The sequence below is a fragment of the Sphingobium sp. CFD-2 genome (assembly GCF_024611135.1).
Classification (GTDB): domain Bacteria; phylum Pseudomonadota; class Alphaproteobacteria; order Sphingomonadales; family Sphingomonadaceae; genus Sphingobium; species Sphingobium fuliginis.
In genome coordinates this window covers 160,813-179,283 of sequence record NZ_CP084407.1, presented here as the reverse complement: position 1 = coordinate 179,283, position 18,471 = coordinate 160,813, and the positions used below count along the sequence as shown (strand labels likewise).

The window sequence follows — 18,471 nt, the reverse complement described above, 5'->3', positions numbered from 1 at the left end:
TGTTGGCGACCCCCACTCGGGCTACGCCCTCGCGGCGCTCGCCAGCACACGGATCACCCGGCCTGATTTTGCGCCGCCCAATGGCCGACTTTTACTCCGCCGTTGACAGAGCACGATACGATTGGTGTAGCTGTTGGCGGCGGTCAGGGTCAGTGTACCGGAACCCAGCTTGTTGAGATAATTCCCGCTGGTGGTGCCCGGGCCGTCGGCGATGACGCCGCTGAGGCGAAGGTCGAAACCGCTCGTATCGATGGTGTTCGAATGAGGACTGGCGACCTGGAGATTTTGGGCGAGCATGATCGACGCACCAGCTTCCAATGTGGCGGCGCCGAGCACCAGCATGTTGCCCTCATCCCCCAAAGCCCCGGGAACTGCGAGGCGCAAAGTGCCGCCAGTGACCGTGACGTCGCCGGTGAAGCTGCTCGCACCCGAAAGGATGAGCGTGCCGCCCGACTGGGTCACATGGCCGGTCCCGGAGATGACACTGTCAAAGGCGAACGGGTCGCTCCGCGCGAAGGCCAGGGTGCCGCCGCCCAGCACCACATCGCTGGCCAGACTGCCGACCGTTCCGCCGTTGCCGACCTGAAGCGTCGCCCCCTCAGCAATGGTGGTGGTCCCGCCATAGCTGTTCGCGCCGGCAAGGACAGTGCGGCCCGAGAGGACATTGACCGTGCCCATGCCGCCGATCGCCGGCGAGAACAGATAGCCGTCCTGGCTATGGTTGAAATTGACGGTGCCATTGCCCGACCCCAGCGCGACGGTGGGCGCGTCGACCCACCCAGGTGCCACGGCCGTCTCTCCTAGAGCCGCCCCGATGGTGAGGGTGCCTGACCCGTTCACGCCAAGGACGAGGCTGCCCGCCCTGACGCTGCCGCCATTGCCGAGAATGAGCGTGCCTGCGCCCTGGTTGGCCACGACCAGTTCGTTCGTGACGTCCCATTGCGCGCCGCGCCCGTCGACGATCGTCGTGCCGATCGCGCTTGACCCTAAGGCGATGACGCCCGATGCCGAATGGACAGCGCCCCCGTCGCCGATCCGCAGATCACCGCGTCCGAACCGGCCCACATACAGCAGATCGTCCACGGTCAGTGTCGAGCCCGGGCCGGTCACCTCGACGATGCCGAACGCCTTACTGGTCTCCGCGCCGATCGCGCCATAGCGCGACCGCACCGTTGCGCCCGCCGTGATGTGCAATTCGCCCGTTCCTGCGCGGCCAACCTGCAGATTGTCGCCCATCGCCCAGTGCGAACCCGTGCCCGTCACGGTCGCCGCGCCCGTGGAGCCTTCGAAATAGGCGATAACGCCCCTCAGGCTGGAAACGGCGCCCTGGTCGGCAACCGTCAACGTGCCGCTTCCATGGTGGCCGACATAAAGGTCGCCCACCATGTCCCAGCTCGAACCGAGACCGGACAGGTTCACGATGCCAACACCGTCCACTGTCCCGCCAAGCACGCCTTCGTTGCTGGTCAGGGTGCCGCCGTCCTGAAGGACGAGGGTCCCGCGACCCTCAACGCCGAGGGTCAGCCTGTCCCTGATCTGCCAATGCGATCCAGGACCTGTGATGATGGCCGTGCCTGCGGCAGGGACGTCGCTGCCGACGATACCGGCGATGCTACTGACCTGGCCGCCTTCCGAAATCCCCAATCGTCCAGCGCCACCGGCACCGACGATCAGCGCATGATCAAGCGTCCATGCCCCGGTCACCGCGGCCTCTCCACGGTCGCCATCCAGGACGCCCAGTCGGCTTTGCATATTCTGGGACAAGGCGTTCGAGGCGAGTGTCCCGCCCGTGCCGACGATCAGCAGACCATCGCCACCGGAGCCGACATCGACCGACCTGCTCGATGCTGCGCCGCCCGCGACCTGCACGCCCAGAGGAGCATTGACGACCACATCGTCAGCCGCTGTCGGCACCGATATATCCGCCCAGCTCGCGGGGTCGAGCCAGGAGACGGGCCCCGACCGCCCGTCGCCGGTCGCGATATCCTGTGCGGCCGCCGGCGACACGACGAGCATCGACGTGCCCAGCGCAAGTAGGCGCGTAATCGCGGCTGAACGAAAGAGGTTCCGCTTCGCATACGCAAGCATGATAAAGTCTCCATGATGAACAATGAAACGGGAGGCTCGTTACCCGCGCGCGCATATCGGCGACGTCAAACGGACGTGACTGTCAGCCTGGAACCTTCAGCAAAGCCGCCCTGCTAACCGTATTTGGGGGTATAGAGGTCGACAAGATAATGGACATGATTGTGAAACATGCCCGATCCATTATCATATTCCAGTCTCTTCGAGCTCCCCTGGCCCGGGATGTCTTGCGATGTCACGGTAAAGCTGGTGATTTTGTTCGCGCCGTTCGTTTCGGCGTTGTAGAGCGTGACTTCAAACTGAGCATTGAAGTTTATCGTAAATCCGACATCCCAGCTCTTGCCCTCTTCGATGGAGAAATAATCCCAGAGCGGATATCGATAGGTTCTGCCGGGACTGACATCGGTTGTAACTTCAAAATATAGCTCGTCCTTGCCAATGGCATCCTCGGCTCTTTCGCAGGCGATGCGAGAGATCGTGGTCCGGGATGCCCCGCGCGGCTGGAAGATGTCGGGAAGCGACTGATTCACGAGCAGCAGGGTATAACCAAAATAGAATTCCACGCCGGCTCCGGCCCCCTCGAGGAAATAGACGATCCCGGTCCACTGGTCCGGATGATAGGTCCGCGCCACAGGGCTGTAGCCGATCGATCCGTCAAGCAGGAGGCCGGCGCCCGCAGCGCCCCCGATATCCGCACCCACGCAGGCGCCGGTCATGTCCGAATAGGCGTTGGCGCTCAGGCCCACACCTTGCCCCGCCGCGACGACGGCATCGACGCCTATCCCTATCGATCCACCGATGAAGAGCGAATAGCGGTTGAAATCGTCCAGATCATAAGCAAAGCCAACAAAGCCGGTTACCCCGACGAACGCGTCGCCCATGAAGCAAAAATTCACGATCAGGCTCTGCGGCGCATAGTTGGACACCAGATCCTTTATCTTTCCGCCACCCTCGACCCGCGAAGCTGCAAAGACGCCGGGCCGTTTTGCAAGCTCAGCGACATGGCGAATCTCCGGAATCCTCGCGACATCGCCGGCCAGGGCGAGGACTTCGCGCGGCGTCATGTCCAGCGCGCGGCGAGCCAGTTCCTGGCCGGCATGGCTCTCATGCAACGCCCGTGCCGCCGCTTCGAGCGCCGAGACAATCTGCGGATCCATCGGCGGGAAGGCCGCCCGAACCTCAGCCCGGTCGCGCTCGGAAAATTGCTCGGCCGGTGGCAGGGATTGCGGGATATCCGCAGCATCCAGACGATTCTTTATGATATCTTTCAGGGTCGAACTCATCACGCCATCTCCCATGCGAGAATATTCAGCCCAGGTTGGTGAACCCGACCGCATATTTGCTGTATCCGCTGTCGCTGCTGTCGCTTCCGTTGGTCGCGATCTTGTCCACCAGGTCATCGGCACCGGCCATGAAACTGACACAGCCCTGGAAATCGGTCAGGCTGATGTCGACATTCAGGTCCTGCTCGTAGATCGCGAGATTGCAACAGCCCTCGAATTCAAGCTCAAGATCACCAATCTGCCATGTCCCCCCTTCGCTTATATTCTGCGCAGCAACGGGACCGGCCGGATATCTAACGTGCATTCCACCGTCCGATTGCGCAAGCAGCCATATCTCAGCTTCACCTTTGGCATCCTTCTGGGCCTGGCATTCAATTCTATCGATACGGACTTTGGGCATCGTCTCTCATCCTTCCTGTTGGGTCCGTCAGGCATGCGAAAGGGATAGCAGCAAGCAGGCCAGCCTTGCGACGCGGGACGGCCATAGGCCCGATCCCTGCATGATACCGCCGCTGCAAGGGACCGTCGGACCCGGCACGCCTTGGCCTGACTGGATGTACCGATGGACAATCGCTCCCCCCGCAAGTGGCAAAAACCACCGGCTCGTCCATTACATGCCGGTTCCATTCGGCCCGGCCCGCGCGCCATTTGAATGGAATCTAACTAGATGTAAAAGCTCGATAATTCCAGCCATCAATTCTGATGAATTCTTATTGAATCTTGCAGCCCGCACCGGCGCTTGCCTTGCAGCGGAACTGCTGCGATTTTCAAGATCGCCCGATCCAGGGCGATGGAGCGACCCCCTATGCACATATTCGGTGATGCTTGATCTTCGAACCATCCTGGTCGTGCTGTTCGCCACCGCCAGCATGCAGGCGGTGGTGTGGATCTTTGTCTGGCGTGCATGGCGGCATCTCTACGAGCTGCGGTTCCTCGCCGCCGGGTTCATCGCCATCGCCGCTGGGGTCTTGTGGATGGTCCTTCGCGGGGACGAGCCGGCAGCCTGGGCCATCATCGTCCACAACACGACCATCAAGCTTGGCCTTATATTGCTCGCCGAAGGGCTGGCGAGGTTCCTTGGCCAGCCCCGCCATAGCTGGATCGGCATTTCCCTCCTGATCTTCCAGGTCGCAGCCTGGAGCGCGGCGCTCACCAACGATCCCAATGACGTCGCCACCCGCATCCATGCCTCGACGTTCGTGACACTCGTCATCATGTCGATGATGTGCCTGGGACTGCTGCGTGACCGGACGCAGCCAATGCTGCTGCGATGGATCACGATCAGCGTCCTTGCAGAATATATGCTCGCCAGCCTCGCCCAGAGCGTCATCGAGGTCTACCTGCCCTCGCAATTCCAGAGCGGTCCGATCCTGGCGGATCGCAACGCATGGTATCTGCTGCAGGCCACCTTGTTCCTCATCGCCCTCTTCGCCTGCCTGCTGTTCATGGTGAGCTTAAGGCTGTCCTCGGACCTGCGGGACAAGAACCAGGCCTTGCTGGAGGAGATTGAGGAGCGGGGGCGACTGGAAGGCCGGCTGAGCGCAAGCCTTGGGGTCGAACGCGCGCTTCGGGAAGAACAGGCCGATTTCATGCGCGTTGTCAGTCACGAGTTCCGCACGCCGCTAGCGGTCATTCGCAACGCGGCTGACATGATCGGGCTGGTCGGCGATAAATCGCCCGGAGCCACGCGTGAACGGCTCTCGGGCATATCCGAGGCGCTTGATCGCCTGTTTTCCCTCATCGATCGTTTCATGGCGGATGACAAGGACAGCAGATTTCAGCCCGAACGAATGCAGGTCGGCTCCCTGCTGGGCGATGTGCGATTGCATTTCGATATGACCGGCAGGGGCGATCGGCTGCTCTTCACCATGGAGGATCAAACCTTGTGCTTCTGCGTGGACCCGGACATGCTCGCGACCGTGGTCATCAACCTCATCGACAACGCCCTTAAATATTCGCCCCACGACCAGCCGATCCGGATCGAGACGAGAGAAGAGCAAGGATCGGTCGTGATCGAGGTCCGCGATCAGGGAATGGGTATTCCGGCAGCTGAAATCGACAGGATCGGCCGCCGCTTCTTCCGCGCCTCCAACGCCAAGGGAATCATGGGAACGGGCCTCGGGCTATATTCTGCAAGAAAGTTACTGACCTATCACAACGCAACGCTGCATCTGCGTCCTGGAGAGGCGGGCGGCACCATCGCGAGCGTACGAGTGCCCCATCCTCAGGTGGCGTGGGAGCAAAGCATGGTCCAGGGGGAAGCGGCGTGAAGCATATTCTGATCGTTGAGGACGAGCCGCGGCTGCGCCAGGACCTGGCTGATTTCCTTGCACTCACCGGCCTTGCGGCAAGAGGGGTCGGAACGGCGCGGGAGATGCGCCAGGAACTGGCCCAGCCAAATCCTCCAGCCATTGTCATTCTCGACGTTGGGCTGCCGGACGGCAATGGCTTTGAACTGGCCGCAGAAATACGCCGGTCCCAGTCGTGCGGCATCATCATGCTGACGGCTTTGGGGGACAGCGATGATCGCATAAGAGGGTTCGACAGCGGAGCGGATATCTACCTCGTCAAGCACAGCACATTGCGCGAAATCGAGGCGGCGGTGCGAAGCCTGCTGCGGCGAATGGACGATCTGCCCGATGTTGCAAACGGCATTGACGACCAATGGGTGCTTGATCGAACGAACTGGACGTTGACCGTTCCTCACCAGCCCCCGCTCAAGCTCACCGCAACCGAGTTAGCCTTCATGAGCGCATTGTGCAGGCGCGGCGGCGACGTGTGTGAACGAGAGGAACTGATCGCGGCACTGGCCAGGCCCAAGGCCAGTTTCGACAATCGCCATCTCGATGCGATCGTGAGCCGGCTGCGCCGCAAGATCGAGGACCGCTTGAAGGTGCGCGCGCCTATCGAAGTCGTCTACGGGGTGGGCTATTCGTTCACCGCGTCAGTAATGGAGAGATAGATCATCCACATCTGTGGGCCTTGCGCCAACACAGGGCATGACGGCGCGATCCTCGCTTGTTGCAGGCAGGTCAGAAGCCTGGCCCGCAAAAGCGGGCTTGATCGGCTCTTGTTAACAAGGCCACTGGTGAGAACGGCGGATTGCCCCATTTGCATGCTGCGATGCCGGCCGCCTATCGTGAGACGGTCGTGAGTCCGACGGCGCGGCAGAGTCTCCCAGGCACGAGGCCGCGGATCCGGATCGATGGTCTACAGGTTCTTGTGGACGCCAGCAGGCGCCCGATCGCTGCTGCCACGGCTGCGTTCCGGCTTTCGTTTACTCCTGAATGACGTCATCCTTCTCATCTACCGCCCACTGGGCGACACTCTCTTCCTGGCCGATCAGGGCAAGGCCATGGGCGATAGAGGTCAGTTCATCCCCGCTTGCGATATGACTGGTGGTGAAGCGCTGCTCGAAGAGGCGGCGTACGGCGGGAATCAGGGAGGAGCCGCCGGTCAGAAAGACATGATCTATCCCTCCAGGCGCTACGCCGGCGCGTCCCAGCGCCACGTCCACTGTCGCATCGATGCGCGCCAGGTCGGCTGCGATCCAGCTTTCGAAATCAGCCCGGCCGACCTCCGCGTCCACTTGCACGCCCGCACTGTCGAAGTGGAAATGCGCATGCTCTTGCGCAGAGAGCGTTCGCTTGAGTTGCCCGACAGTGTCGTAGAGGAGATAGCCAAGCTCATTTTCGACGACAGCGATCATGCGGCCGATTGCGGCAGGATCGTCCGCTACGCGTTTGAGCTTTTCCAGCCCGGCCAGCGTGCGGCGGTTGTGCATCAGTGCGAGATGGGCCCAGTCGCCAAAATCGGCAAAATGGCCGGGAGCTATTTCCAGCGTCTTGCCCATGGACCGGTATGTGCCGCCCTTGCCCAACAGGGGGAGGACCAGCTTGTCCATGATACGATAGTCGAAGCGATCGCCCGCTATGCCGATGCCTGCGGACCCGAGCGGCGTGCAGCGCCGCGCTTCCCCAGGCGCTTCGATCCGCACGACCGAAAAGTCGCTGGTCCCTCCGCCGAAATCCGCGACGAGCAACGTGGCGGGTTCTGTGAGGCGCGAGGCGAAGCTGAACGCCGCGCCCAATGGCTCATAGACATAATGTACCTCACGTTCGAGCGCGGCGAACATGAGGTCGTACCGCTCCCGGCCGAGCGCGTTGTTCGGGCGCTGCCCCGCATAGCGGACCGGCCTGCCGACGATGACCCGGGGCGGCAGATCCCTCAGCGCCTCGCCGGCGTGCGCGCGCAAACGCTCGAGGAAGATATGACCCAGATCTTCGAACCGCATCCGCTTGTCGAAGATGGTGGCATGCTCGAATGCACTGCTCGCGGCGACGGACTTGAAGGATTGCAGGAAGCGGCTGCCATGCGGGAATTCGAGGAATTCAGCGATGGCCCATGGGCCTGCTTCGCGCGCAATGCCAAAAGGCGCATCATGATCCTCCCAGAAACAAAGAGCGGACCGGAAGATTGCGCCGGTGTTGCCGGGCGCCGGATAGGTCACCATCGTGGCCTCGCCATTCCCACGACCCGCCGCAACCACCGAATTGGTGGTGCCAAAGTCGATGCCGATGGAACGAGCGAGCGCAGTCATGAGTCTTGTCCGTGCGATGCGGTGGATGAGGCAGCGGGCCGGGGGCTATCGCATGCACCCCCCGGCGCGCAAGCTTCCAGCTATCGGCGGAGCTAAAACGCGGCATGATCCGCAGTGCCGTGAAGGCAGCGCCATACAGTCCAGCAACATGCCGAAGGATCAAAAATCCATGAACGCGTCCCGGCGCATATGACATTGCATCAGCACATCCTTCAGCCTGTTGGCGATCCCTGTCGCCAAGGCCTCGGCCCATTCCCGTCGGATAAGCGATCCATCAAGGCCGTGAATCTCCTTGATGGCATTCATGATCTTCCTCGGCAGAGCGACATAGAGGTGGGCAAGCAGGCCGAAGAGGGTATTGAAGCTTTCATCGGCATAACGGCTTGCCTCGATCATCACCGAAGCCTCGATGGGATTGAGATCCATGGCCTTCAACACCAGGAGGATCTCCGGATTTTGCGCTACCCTGCGTTTTACCGGGTCGCGATGAAGAATATAGCCAAGACGTGTCTTGTGAAGTCCGCTCGCGAAAGAAAGATCGCGGAGCGTCATACTGCCACGCTCGATCTCTTTAAGGAGCCAGTCGATCAGAACGGCCTGTTCCTGTTCTACGGCATGACGGATGGATTGAGCGTTAGCGATCGGTAGCGTGAAATCCACGACTTCCCCCTTATGACCATTCACACAAGTTTCGCGAACTGAACAGATATTGTTCGATTCAGCAAGAGCATTTGTGACATTTTTCTTTCAACCTGCATCAATGCTTGTGAATGCATCCCGGCACCTTGCGCCTGGAGCGGAATCGGGTGGGCCGAACGCGTCTCTCCCACTCATCAACCGACCCTCTGCCAACAGTGCCAGCATCGTCCTGGCCGAATCGCTCAGGTCACATTCGGCGCTATTTTCAGTTACATCGCGTAATGCGGGAAGGGCGCCGCGTGAAACCCCGCCCGTCGCCCCACCACAATCATTTTCAGATAAAACCTATTCTTAGGTCGTGCCTCCCCCGCGAAGTGACGGCATTCGGACTATATTCAGGAAAAGAGATCTAATTCCCAGTAAATCGAATCACCCAATAGCGAAGGAAAAAAATACCTGTCCTCAGAACTGGGACAGATGTCCTCAAATCAAGGAAATTTTCGTCCTTCCTTTATTGACGGATGTCCTTCCTTTGGGGACAGGGCGTCCGATTTCAGGGCAGATCGACATTTTTTTGCATGAAATGGATACCGCGGAACCTTGCCGGACTTGAACAACCGGCAAAGCGCGGAGCAGCCTTTGTGTCAGGCGCAGATCGACTGTGCCGCTCACTGGAAGGAAACTTCATGCAGTCTCTCCTCAAATCGGCCGGACGCGCGGAAGCAGCTATGTTCGCCATCGTCCTTCTCGCGCTCGCGCTTGTGATGTTCGCCGCCCCGGCTTTCGCGGGCGCGGACGCAACCTTTGACACCGCCGAAAACACCTTCACCGGATTTCTTGAAGGCTCGGGCGGACGGATCATCACCATCCTCTCCCTGGTAGGCGGTATCGTCGGCCTCGCCTCGGGCCGTTTCTCTCTCGGCCAGATCGCCATCCCCGTAGGCGTGGGCGTGGGAGCGGGCACGGGCATACCGATCGTCACCTCGACCGTAACGGCAACGATCTGACTGGTTCCGGTCGCCTTCGGGGCGAAGATCGCCCCGTCGCGCGGTCGGGGAGGGTGGTGACATGGCGCAGGACAGATATGGTATCCCGGCTCATCTCGACGATCCCGAGCTGATCGGGCTGTGGACGCTCGATGAGTTCCTGGCAATGGTCATGCCATTCATATGGGGCATCCTGTCTCAGCATATTCTCATCGGCATGGCGCTAGCCGCGGCAGGCTGGTGGGGTCTGCGGAAAGCAAAGGCAGGTCGCGCGGTATCCTGGCTCCTGCACATGGCCTATTGGCATCTGCCTGCCGGCTTCACCGGTTTGCGGGCCACGCCACCCTCCTATCTTAGACTGATGGCAGGCTGACATGGACATTGCCTATCAGCATTCTCGAAGTCAGCAGGTCTTGCGGCAGCGCAACCTGCTCGCACTTGGCGTCCTCGCCCTTGGCCTGCTTGCTCTTGCACTGCTGTTCGTTCTGGGCACCCGCGATCGTGAGATTGTGCTGCAGCCGGTACTGCGTGCGCCGCTGACGCTCAGTTCTTCGGGCGTGTCTCGGGACTATCTCGAGATGATTACGCGTGATGTCGTGCTGTTGACGCTCAATCGCAGCCCGCAGAACCTGGACTATTGGCTCGAAGCAGTCCTCGCGATAACCGCGCCGCAAGTCCAGGGCAGGATCAAGGCCGATTTGCTCAAGATTGTCGATGAGCAGCGCGGATCCTCCATTGCGCAGTTCTTCACCATTCAGTCGATGAAGATCGACACCCGCAATCTCCGTTCCGAAGTGACCGGCGATCTGACTACCATTGTTGGAAGCAAGGTGGTCTCCAGGCAAAGTCGGACTTTCCGCTATGACTGGGAATATACCGGCCTCAGCCTCAAGCTCATCGGTTTCGGCATTGTCGGGAAGCCGGAAGGGAAGGATCAATGATGTCGATCCTTCTCCTCGCAAGCCTTGCGACCGGGATGGTTCTGGCGTCCCGCGCCGCGTGCCCGACGAGCCGCCTGACCGGCCTTGGCCTGCTGGTTCTTGCGTTCCTGTTCAGAAGCGAACCTGTTCTTGCCGACCAGACGATCATGGCTGCGGACAGCGCGCAGGTCGATTGTCACGCCTCGGCGAGGGATCTCACGCGTATCAGCCTCGTCGCCGACCAGTTCGCGAGCGTGTCGAAGATTGCCACCGGCAATCCTGCCGCCGATTTCACCGTCGTCAACGAGCCGGTTCGCGGCGATATTTATCTCTCCGTGCCCGACGGCTTTAGTCGGCCCGTCCTGTCCTTCTTCGGCACCAGCAAGCGCGGATTTGTCTATAAGTTTATGTGCCGGGTGGAGGGAGACAAGGCTGTGCAGGTCTTCGTCTCCAACCCGGCGATCGCGCGGGAAGAGGACGAGAGAAGCGGCCTTGAGGACAGGGCCGAACCGCGGGGTGCAGCAGTGGCCTTGATAGAGGCCATGGCCCGGAACGGCGACGTCCACGGGTATGAAAGACGGCAGCCATCCTTGAGGCCGGTGTCGGTCGGCGACCTCAAGGTCCAGATGATCGCGGAATATCTGGGCGCGGACCTGAGCGGGCGGATGCTCAGGATCGAGAATCTGGGCAAGGAGCAGATTGCGCTCGACGAGCGGACGATCGCCCCGTCAAACGCGCTGGCAATCTCCATTGCCGAGCCTCGCCTGGGTCCAGGCCAGGTGACGACCGCCTATCTCGTATCACGCAACGGGAGGCCCTGATGGCGGTTTCCGATCTGTTTTCCTTCAGGCGCAAGACGGTTGAGGGCGACTCGGGGAAGGATGTTTCGCCGGTCCCAGGCGACCTTGGCGGCAATGAAGCCGTGCGGATAAGACAGCGGAACCTGCTTGCCGGTCTGTCCCTTGCCGGCCTGCTTGCCTCATCTTTCTGGATATTCGGCGGCGGCGAGAAGAAGACTGAACCCGACGAGGAAGGGGTCAGCGAGGTCACCGTTTCCACACAGGATCTCGTCAACCGCAATCTCTCCCAGCAGGAGTGGATGGCGCGGTCGGAAAATCAGTTCGAGGCCCAGGAAAACCAGCTCAAGGCTTTTGGCGGCCAGCAGCAGCGCGTGGACGCGCTAGCTGCCCAGATCGAAGCCCTGAAAGGACAGAATGAAGCCATGCAGGCCGATGGCCAGCGGGTGCTTAGCGCCTATCAGGCCGAGAATGAACAGCTCAAGCGCCAACTTGCGCAGAACCCTGCCGGTAAGGCGCCGGATCCCGGACCCGGTGCGCTCTACGGGCCAGGCGGCACACAAACCTACCAGCGGCCCGAACCATCCGATGGCAAGGGATCGCCAGGCGCCCTCGTGCGAAGCCATGAGGTGAAGACGGTAAGCTTCTCGAGCGCCGATGCGGGAACAGCTTCCAAGATCGAAAAAGGCAACACCGTCTATACCGACAGCCCGAACTATCTGCCGCCCAACAGTTTCGCCCGCGCGCGCGTCATCGTCGGCGTCGATGCCAGCGCCGGGGTCAACAGCCAGACCGATCCGCTGCCCGTCGTCCTGCGCATCACAGGTCCTGCCCGTTCGGTTTTCACCAATGGCAAGCTCCTCACCACCAGGATCGAAGGCTGTCTCGTGAACGGGGCGGCGCGCGGGGATCTTTCAAGCGAAAAGGTCTACGTAAAGCTGCAGAAGATGACCTGCCCCCAACCGGGCGGCCGCTATGCCGTTTCGGAGGTTAAGGGGTTCATCGCCTTCGGCGGCAAGACCGGGGTGCGGGGCCGCGTGGTCTCGCGTGAGGGTTCCCTTGTCACGCAGGCCTTCATGGCAGGACTGGTCGGCGGCTTCGGGCGCGGCTTTTCAGCCAATGCGAACAGCGTTTTCCAGGGAACCAACATCAGTACCGGCGGCAAGCGGGACAAGCTGTCGACCTCGGAAATCCTGGAGGGCGGTTTGGGGGAAGGCGTCGCCCAGACCGGCGACATGGTCTCCAAATATCTGATCGAACGCGCAGAGCAATATCAACCGGTCATCGAGATGCCGACCGGCATCGACGTGGAAATCGTCTTCCTGGAAGGTGTTTATGTCCGCAATTAAGGTGCTTCGAAAGCTTTTCGGCTTCGCCCGGGTCTCCCGCATCGTGATGGGAACTGCGTGTCTTGGCCTTGCGAGCCTCGCCCTCGCGGCAGACGCAAGTCCCTCCGACACCGCCGTGCGGGCATTGCTCAAGACCCGGTTGCCCAAGACCCAGGTGAGCGAAGTGAACTGCGCGAAGGTGAGGGGCATTTGCGAGATCACGGCGGGCGCGAACCTCTTCTATGTCGATGGTTCCGCGCGCTATCTCATCATCGGGCGCATCTATGACATGCAGACCCGGCAGGATGTCACGGCAGCGCGGCTGCTGGAGATGAACCCGGACATGCTGGTCGGCGCCGCCGCGTCGGCCAATGCCGCGGCCACGAGCGGGGACGCGCGAAAAGCCATCGCCACAGCCGCCGCTGAGTCCAACACCGTGCCGCAATCTCCCCGCATCCTCTCGCTTGCGCAACTGCCCAAGGATGGCGCTATCGTCTGGGGCAACAAGGCTGCGCCGGCAGTGACGGTCTTCTCAGACTTCCGGTGCAGCTATTGCCGCGCGCTCTCGGGCGTGTTGCGATCGATGAACGTCAAGGTGATCGAACGGCCGATTTCCTCGCTCGGCAGTCGCGACCTGTCGGAGAGGGTCTATTGCGCGCCAAACCAGGAAGCTGCGCTGCATGCGGTCTACGCGGGAAATCCGGTCAAGGCGTCTCCCGCCTGCGATACCAGCGGCCTGGACGCGAACGAGGCCTTCGCGCGCAAGAACGGGCTCAATGGCACGCCGGTCATCGTGCGCGCGGATGGATCGGTGCTGGAGGGCTATCGGCCGAAGGCATTTCTTGAAAGCTGGCTCATGGAGGCGCGGCCATGAGCCGGGCCGTGCCGGCCCCGCGAACAGGCGTAGGCGCTATCGCCGGCTGCCTTGTCCTTGCCATTTTGCCTGGATGCGTGGGCATGGGAGGCAATATCAAGGGCAGCTTTGCCTGCAGGGCGCCCGACGGGATCTGCGCACCGAGCGCGGTCATCGACGACCGCGCGCTTGCGATGATCATTGACGATCCCTCCGCTGCGACCGCCGCGGACATCTTTCCTCGTACGCGAGGAACAGGTGAGACAGCTCCAACCGGCCGGACAAGGGCCGCGCACGGCCTGGACGCGGCCGGCGCCCGGAGAACCGGTGATCGCGTGATGCGGATTGTCTTCCCGGCGCATGTCGACGAGATGGGGAGGCTGCATGAGGCCAGTGCGATTCATGCGGTGGTCGCGCCCGGCGAATGGCGGGCGACCGCGTCCGGGCCGTCGCCCGTGCGCAATGCGCTCGCCGCCGCTCCGCAGATGATCGAGCGCGTAGAGACTGCTGGAACCCACGGTGACGTGCCGACCGCGACTGATCCTGACCTTCCCGACCCGGGCGCCGTTGCTGCGGCGCGGATGCGCGCTGCCGATCCCCTCGCCCGGATCAAGGCCGATGTGCAGCAGCGGCTGCGAGTTTCCTCCTCGCCGGCCAGGAGCAGGCCGTCCGCCCTCCGCAAGGACGGCGCGCCTGCATTGCAAGCATCCGCCGGCGAAGCATCAATCCCGGGACAAGAAAAGGCCGCTTCGCCCAACCTGGTCGAGCAGCGATCAGCGATCGGTCAGGCGTCCCTCGAGGAGCCCAAGGCGGCATCGCCCGCACCGGCGGATGCCGGACTTTTTCCAGCCTTCGCCAGGGAGGGCGAATGACATGGGGGAGAGAGGGGTTCTGGACAGGTTGATGTCCTCGTGGCTGGCCCGGACGCAGCGGCCCGAGGCCGAACGCCCAGCGCTTGGCGTGCCCATGCTGGCGCACTGGCTTCCCTATCGCAGCTATGATGCGAAAAGCGGCATATTCTACAACAGCGCCTCGCGCGGCTTCGTCCTCGAGATGGCGCCCATGGTTGGCGCTGATGAGCGCAGCGGGGAGATACTGGCGCAGTTTCTCTCCGAGGCCATTCCCGCGCCGGCTTGCCTCCAGATCCATCAATGGATGAGCCCGCGCGTGAGTGAGCTGCTCTCGCGCTGGTATGTCCCGCGTTACAGGGCACGAGGCCTTTATGAGCGGATGGCAAAGCACCGCATCGGCCTGATGACGGAAGGGGTCTGGTCGTCCCTCTCCGCCGACGCGCCGTTCTTCCTGCGCAATCACCGGGTCGCCATTTCCTATTCGACGCCGGAAAATTCCCGGGTTTCAAACGAGGACATCATCGGCGTGATGGACGGCCTCGTGTCGGCGCTCGCCTCGGTCAATGTCAGTGCCCGCAACATGGATCCGCCCGCCCTCATCGCGTGGATCGATGACATCACATCTCCCACGACCGCGCCCGGTGAGGATGCCGTCAGCTACAGTCCCTACGATAGCATCGCCGACCAGGCGATCCGCCGGGACATCGAGATGCGCGTGGAAGCGGACCGCATATTGCTGCGGACCGAGCGGTTCCGTCCCACGGGCAGGGAGTGCGACGGCACGCCTGAAATTGGCGAAGTTTATCCCGACTGCTTCGACGTCCGGGCGTTTTCCGTCCGCAATTTACCACAGCGCTGGGCGCCTTGGGATGTCGCGCGCCTTATCGGCGACATGTTCACCGACAAGCTGCGAATGCCCTGTCCGGTCTCGACCAACCTGTGCATCGATTTTCCCGACGTGGAGGCCGCGGCGAGCAAGGCGGGGTTCAAATATATGCGCTCGACAAGCCTGGCGGACAGCAAGTCGGCGCGTTTCCTGCCCCAGCTCAAGGAACAGAGCCAGGAATGGCGTCATGTGAATGATGAGATGAAGCAAGGACGCAAGCTCGTGCGCCTGTTCTATTCGGTGACCGCCTTCTCGCCCGAGGGCAAGGGCGATGCCCATGAGCGCATCCTCAAATCAGTGTATCGCGCTGCGGGCTGGGACCTGCTCGATGACCGCTATCTCCAGATCATGGGCCTTCTGTGCGCCATGCCCATGACGATGGCGAACGGGCTGTCGAAGGATCTGGAGCGCATGAAACGCATGCGCACCATGCTCACCACGACCGCCGCCAATCTCGCGCCCTTGCAGGGCGAATATCTTGGAGGAAGCGTTCCGCACATGCTGCTTGTCGGCCGCCGGGGCCAACCCTTCTTCTGGAGCCCGTTCGAGAACAGGGCCGGCAATCATAATGTCGCGGTATTCGGCAAATCAGGATCCGGCAAATCCGTCGCCCTCCAGGAACTATGCGCCTCCCTGTGCGGCGCGGGCGCACGGGTGGTCGTGATCGATGACGGCCGCTCTTTTGAACATTCCGCAAAACTGCAGGGTGGCGCGTTCGTCGAATTCACCATGTCAGCAGGCTTCTGCCTCAACCCCTTCAGCATGATCGATGCGGCGCAGGCAGCGCAGGACGAGGACTATCTGCTCGATTGCATGGCAATGCTCAAGGCCATCGTGAACCAGATGGCGCGCCATGTCGACCGGCTGAACGATACCGAACGGGGGCTGATCGATGGCGCGGTGAACCGTGTCTGGGAAGAGCAAGGACGATCTGGTTCGATCGACGATGTCATAAACGCCCTCGACGCGACCGGCAACCAGATGGCGAGAGACCTTGGCATCGCCATGGGTCCCTTCTCGTCACACGGCACCTACGGCAGATTTTTCAAAGGAGAGGTCTCGTTCGAACTGTCGGCCGCCTTGACCGTATTTGAGCTTTCCGATCTCTCTTCGCGCGAGGAGCTGCGCAGCGTCGTATTGACGGCGATCATGTTCCTTTCCCAGCAAATGATGCGCAAGGTGGATCGCGCGATCCCCAAGGCGCTGCTGCTTGATGAAGCCTGGCAGATGCTGCGGGGCGGGGCGATGGCGGAATTCATCGAGACTTATGCGCGCACCTGCCGCAAATATGGGGCTTCGCTGGTGACCGCCACCCAGTCCCTCAACGACTATTACAAGTCCGACGGCGCCATTGCCGCTCTGGAGAATAGCGACTGGTTCGTCATTCTTCAGCAAAAACCCGAAACCATCGCGGATTTCAGGAAACATGACCGGTTCGAGATGGACGATTATACCGATGCTTTGCTGCGCTCTCTCAAGCGCAATGGCTTTGAATATTCCGATATCATGATCAAGGGTCCCGAAACGGTGACCGTTGGCCGCCTCGTTCTCGATCCTTATTCAGCGACGCTCTTTTCCTCCTCGCCCGACACCTTCGCTGCGATCGAGCATCTTGTCGAACAAGGCCTGAGCATGGACCAGGCGATCGAACGCGTCGCCTTTCCCGATGCTCCTGAAAAATGGTCGGGCGCCCCGGGACCGGAGCCGGTCGCCAGGGCCGCGGAGTAGGACGATGCTCGTTCATCCCGACAGGGTGCAGCCCGATCACGAGGTCTCCGCAAGCGGCCGCCCGGGAAGGGGGGTGAACGACCTTGCCTTTCTCATTCTGGACGTGGCGGCATTCGTCGCTGGCACGCTCCTGATCACCTGGGGTCTCTTCCTCTTCGCCTTCCTCTGCCTTGGCGGATTTTCACTGGGCGGCATGATGCATCAACTCGCCAATCTGTCCTCCCGCTATCTCGCCGCGGATGCCGAGCGTGTCCGGTCCTTCCAGATGCTGCTTGTGGTTTCCCACCTCATCCTGTCGTGCGCCATCATCTTCTTGCGAAGGCATCGTATTCCCCATGTCTGACCCCGCCCAACTCGATCTTGGCCTCGTCCCACCCTCCGCGCCTCCTCTCCCTGCGCCGCGGCGCAGACCTGCTTTTTTCGCAGGCTATTCACGCGCCCAGTTGCTTGCCGGGACGTTGATCCTTCTGGCCCTGGTCTGGGCGATGTGGGTGACCAAGACGCTTCTTGCGCCGCAGCGGGATCATATCGTTTCCGCCCGGCTGTCCACCATCGTCGGTGAATATGTACAGGCACAGGCACGTTCGGCGTCACCGCCTGAACAAGTGGAGGCCGAGACACGCCGCTTCATGGGAGCCCTTGAAGGCGAGCTGCACCGGCGTTCCAAAGATGGGCAGGTGGTCATGGCCGGGGAAGCGGTGCTGAGCCGGAACGTGCCGGATATTACCCAAAGCGTCAAAAAGGCGGTCTACGGAGCGGGGATTCCCTTTCCCAAAGAGGCAAGCGCGCGCACCACCCCGACCCGCGCGGACACGGCTGTCACCTCCCCGGGAGCGGGAGGTCCGGACCGTGTCGCGCCGTTGCGTTCCCATGATCCCATGGCGCAGGCACGCCCGCGTGCCGAGAGTGACATGGATAAGACGATCAACAGCACAGGCGCGCTGGTGACAAGCTTTGGAGGGGCCGATGGCGCAGAGCCGCGGTGAGGACGTGCGTGCGACCTGGCGGCATGCGAAGCGTCGATGGCTGATGCTGGCCGGCATTGTTGGTGCCTGTCTTGTGTTGGGCGCGCTTGAGCAATGGCGCAATTCGCACGTCTTGCTAATCAACTTGACGCAATCCCTGCCTAACTGGGCGTTCGCCATTGAGCGAGGCCGCATGCCGGCGAGAGGTGACTATATTTTCTTCATGCCGCCTTCCGGCACGCTACTCCGCCGGCATTTTGGCGAAAAGGCCCAGCCCTTCGGCAAGCTTGTGTTGGGGATGCCGGGAGATGTTGTGGCGCATCAAGGGTCCCTTGTAACGATCAACGGGCGTCCGGTCGTGGCGATGAAATCGCGCACCCGGCTTGGAGAAAGATTGACCCCCGGCAGGACAGGCTCAATTCCACCCGAATGCTATTTTGCAGGCTCTTCCCATAAGGATGGATTCGACAGCCGCTACGCTGAAATCGGATTTGTCTGCAAAAGCCAGATCATCGGCACCGGAGTACCGATCCTGTGAGGTCGTCCTCGC

Annotated in this window: 18 protein-coding genes; 13 read left to right on the top strand and 5 right to left on the bottom strand. The window is 61.6% G+C overall.

What is annotated here, in order from left to right:
• Window positions 1–21 precede the first annotated feature (21 nt).
• The 3 genes from LDB29_RS26240 to LDB29_RS26230 form a co-directional block, all read right to left on the bottom strand.
• Entirely contained in the window at window positions 22–2,088 is a 2,067-nt protein-coding gene (locus LDB29_RS26240) for an autotransporter-associated beta strand repeat-containing protein (protein WP_257558501.1), read from the bottom strand.
• Between the two features lie 113 nt (window positions 2,089–2,201).
• Entirely contained in the window at window positions 2,202–3,368 is a 1,167-nt protein-coding gene (locus LDB29_RS26235; RefSeq protein WP_257558499.1) for a hypothetical protein, read from the bottom strand.
• Between the two features lie 25 nt (window positions 3,369–3,393).
• A complete protein-coding gene (locus LDB29_RS26230; protein ID WP_257558497.1) occupies window positions 3,394–3,768 on the bottom strand; it encodes a hypothetical protein in 375 nt (124 codons plus the stop codon).
• Between the two features lie 214 nt (window positions 3,769–3,982).
• Between LDB29_RS26230 and LDB29_RS26225 the strand changes: the two genes are divergently transcribed.
• Together LDB29_RS26225 and LDB29_RS26220 are read left to right on the top strand one after the other, a co-directional pair.
• Window positions 3,983–5,638 carry a HAMP domain-containing sensor histidine kinase gene (locus tag LDB29_RS26225; RefSeq protein WP_257558495.1) on the top strand — a complete coding sequence of 552 codons (1,656 nt, stop codon included), beginning with the start codon at window positions 3,983–3,985 and terminating at the stop codon, window positions 5,636–5,638.
• Window positions 5,635–6,330, top strand: coding sequence for a response regulator transcription factor (locus tag LDB29_RS26220; protein WP_257558493.1), 696 nt, complete (start codon window positions 5,635–5,637; stop codon window positions 6,328–6,330). Before LDB29_RS26225 ends, LDB29_RS26220 begins: the two co-directional genes overlap by 4 nt.
• Window positions 6,331–6,645: 315 nt before the next feature.
• Here the strand turns inward: LDB29_RS26220 and LDB29_RS26215 are convergent, their stop codons facing one another.
• Both LDB29_RS26215 and LDB29_RS26210 read right to left on the bottom strand, forming a co-directional pair.
• Window positions 6,646–7,968, bottom strand: coding sequence for an Hsp70 family protein (locus LDB29_RS26215; RefSeq protein ID WP_257558491.1), 1,323 nt, complete (start codon window positions 7,966–7,968; stop codon window positions 6,646–6,648).
• A 159-nt stretch (window positions 7,969–8,127) separates the two neighbouring features.
• Window positions 8,128–8,628 (bottom strand): hypothetical protein, encoded by a 501-nt coding sequence (locus LDB29_RS26210; RefSeq protein ID WP_257558490.1) that lies wholly within the window; start codon window positions 8,626–8,628, stop codon window positions 8,128–8,130.
• A 665-nt stretch (window positions 8,629–9,293) separates the two neighbouring features.
• Here LDB29_RS26210 and LDB29_RS26205 point away from each other — a divergent pair.
• From LDB29_RS26205 to LDB29_RS26155, 11 genes are all read left to right on the top strand, one after another.
• Window positions 9,294–9,614, top strand: coding sequence for a hypothetical protein (locus LDB29_RS26205; RefSeq protein WP_257558487.1), 321 nt, complete (start codon window positions 9,294–9,296; stop codon window positions 9,612–9,614).
• 61 nt (window positions 9,615–9,675) lie between these two features.
• Window positions 9,676–9,966 carry a type IV conjugative transfer system protein TraL gene (traL, locus tag LDB29_RS26200; protein WP_257558485.1) on the top strand — a complete coding sequence of 97 codons (291 nt, stop codon included), beginning with the start codon at window positions 9,676–9,678 and terminating at the stop codon, window positions 9,964–9,966.
• 1 nt (window position 9,967) lies between these two features.
• Window positions 9,968–10,534 carry a type IV conjugative transfer system protein TraE gene (locus tag LDB29_RS26195; protein ID WP_257558483.1) on the top strand — a complete coding sequence of 189 codons (567 nt, stop codon included), beginning with the start codon at window positions 9,968–9,970 and terminating at the stop codon, window positions 10,532–10,534.
• Entirely contained in the window at window positions 10,531–11,334 is an 804-nt protein-coding gene (locus LDB29_RS26190) for a type-F conjugative transfer system secretin TraK (protein ID WP_257558481.1), read from the top strand. Before LDB29_RS26195 ends, LDB29_RS26190 begins: the two co-directional genes overlap by 4 nt.
• Entirely contained in the window at window positions 11,334–12,659 is a 1,326-nt protein-coding gene (locus LDB29_RS26185) for a TrbI/VirB10 family protein (RefSeq protein WP_257558479.1), read from the top strand. The genes LDB29_RS26190 and LDB29_RS26185 overlap by 1 nt, the downstream gene beginning before the upstream one ends.
• A complete protein-coding gene (locus tag LDB29_RS26180; RefSeq protein WP_257558476.1) occupies window positions 12,646–13,512 on the top strand; it encodes a DsbC family protein in 867 nt (288 codons plus the stop codon). The genes LDB29_RS26185 and LDB29_RS26180 overlap by 14 nt, the downstream gene beginning before the upstream one ends.
• Before the next feature lie 314 nt (window positions 13,513–13,826).
• A complete protein-coding gene (locus LDB29_RS29490; protein WP_373886399.1) occupies window positions 13,827–14,363 on the top strand; it encodes a hypothetical protein in 537 nt (178 codons plus the stop codon).
• 1 nt (window position 14,364) lies between these two features.
• Entirely contained in the window at window positions 14,365–16,956 is a 2,592-nt protein-coding gene (gene traC / locus LDB29_RS26170; RefSeq protein ID WP_257558474.1) for a type IV secretion system protein TraC, read from the top strand.
• Window positions 16,957–16,960: 4 nt separating this feature from the next.
• A complete protein-coding gene (locus LDB29_RS26165) occupies window positions 16,961–17,299 on the top strand; it encodes a hypothetical protein (RefSeq protein WP_257558472.1) in 339 nt (112 codons plus the stop codon).
• Window positions 17,292–17,942, top strand: a complete 651-nt coding sequence (locus LDB29_RS26160; RefSeq protein ID WP_257558470.1) for a type-F conjugative transfer system protein TrbI — start codon at window positions 17,292–17,294, stop codon at window positions 17,940–17,942. Before LDB29_RS26165 ends, LDB29_RS26160 begins: the two co-directional genes overlap by 8 nt.
• Window positions 17,923–18,459: a S26 family signal peptidase gene (locus tag LDB29_RS26155; RefSeq protein WP_373886398.1), complete on the top strand. Its 537-nt coding sequence runs from the start codon at window positions 17,923–17,925 to the stop codon at window positions 18,457–18,459. Before LDB29_RS26160 ends, LDB29_RS26155 begins: the two co-directional genes overlap by 20 nt.
• The last annotated feature ends 12 nt before the right edge of the window (window positions 18,460–18,471 follow it).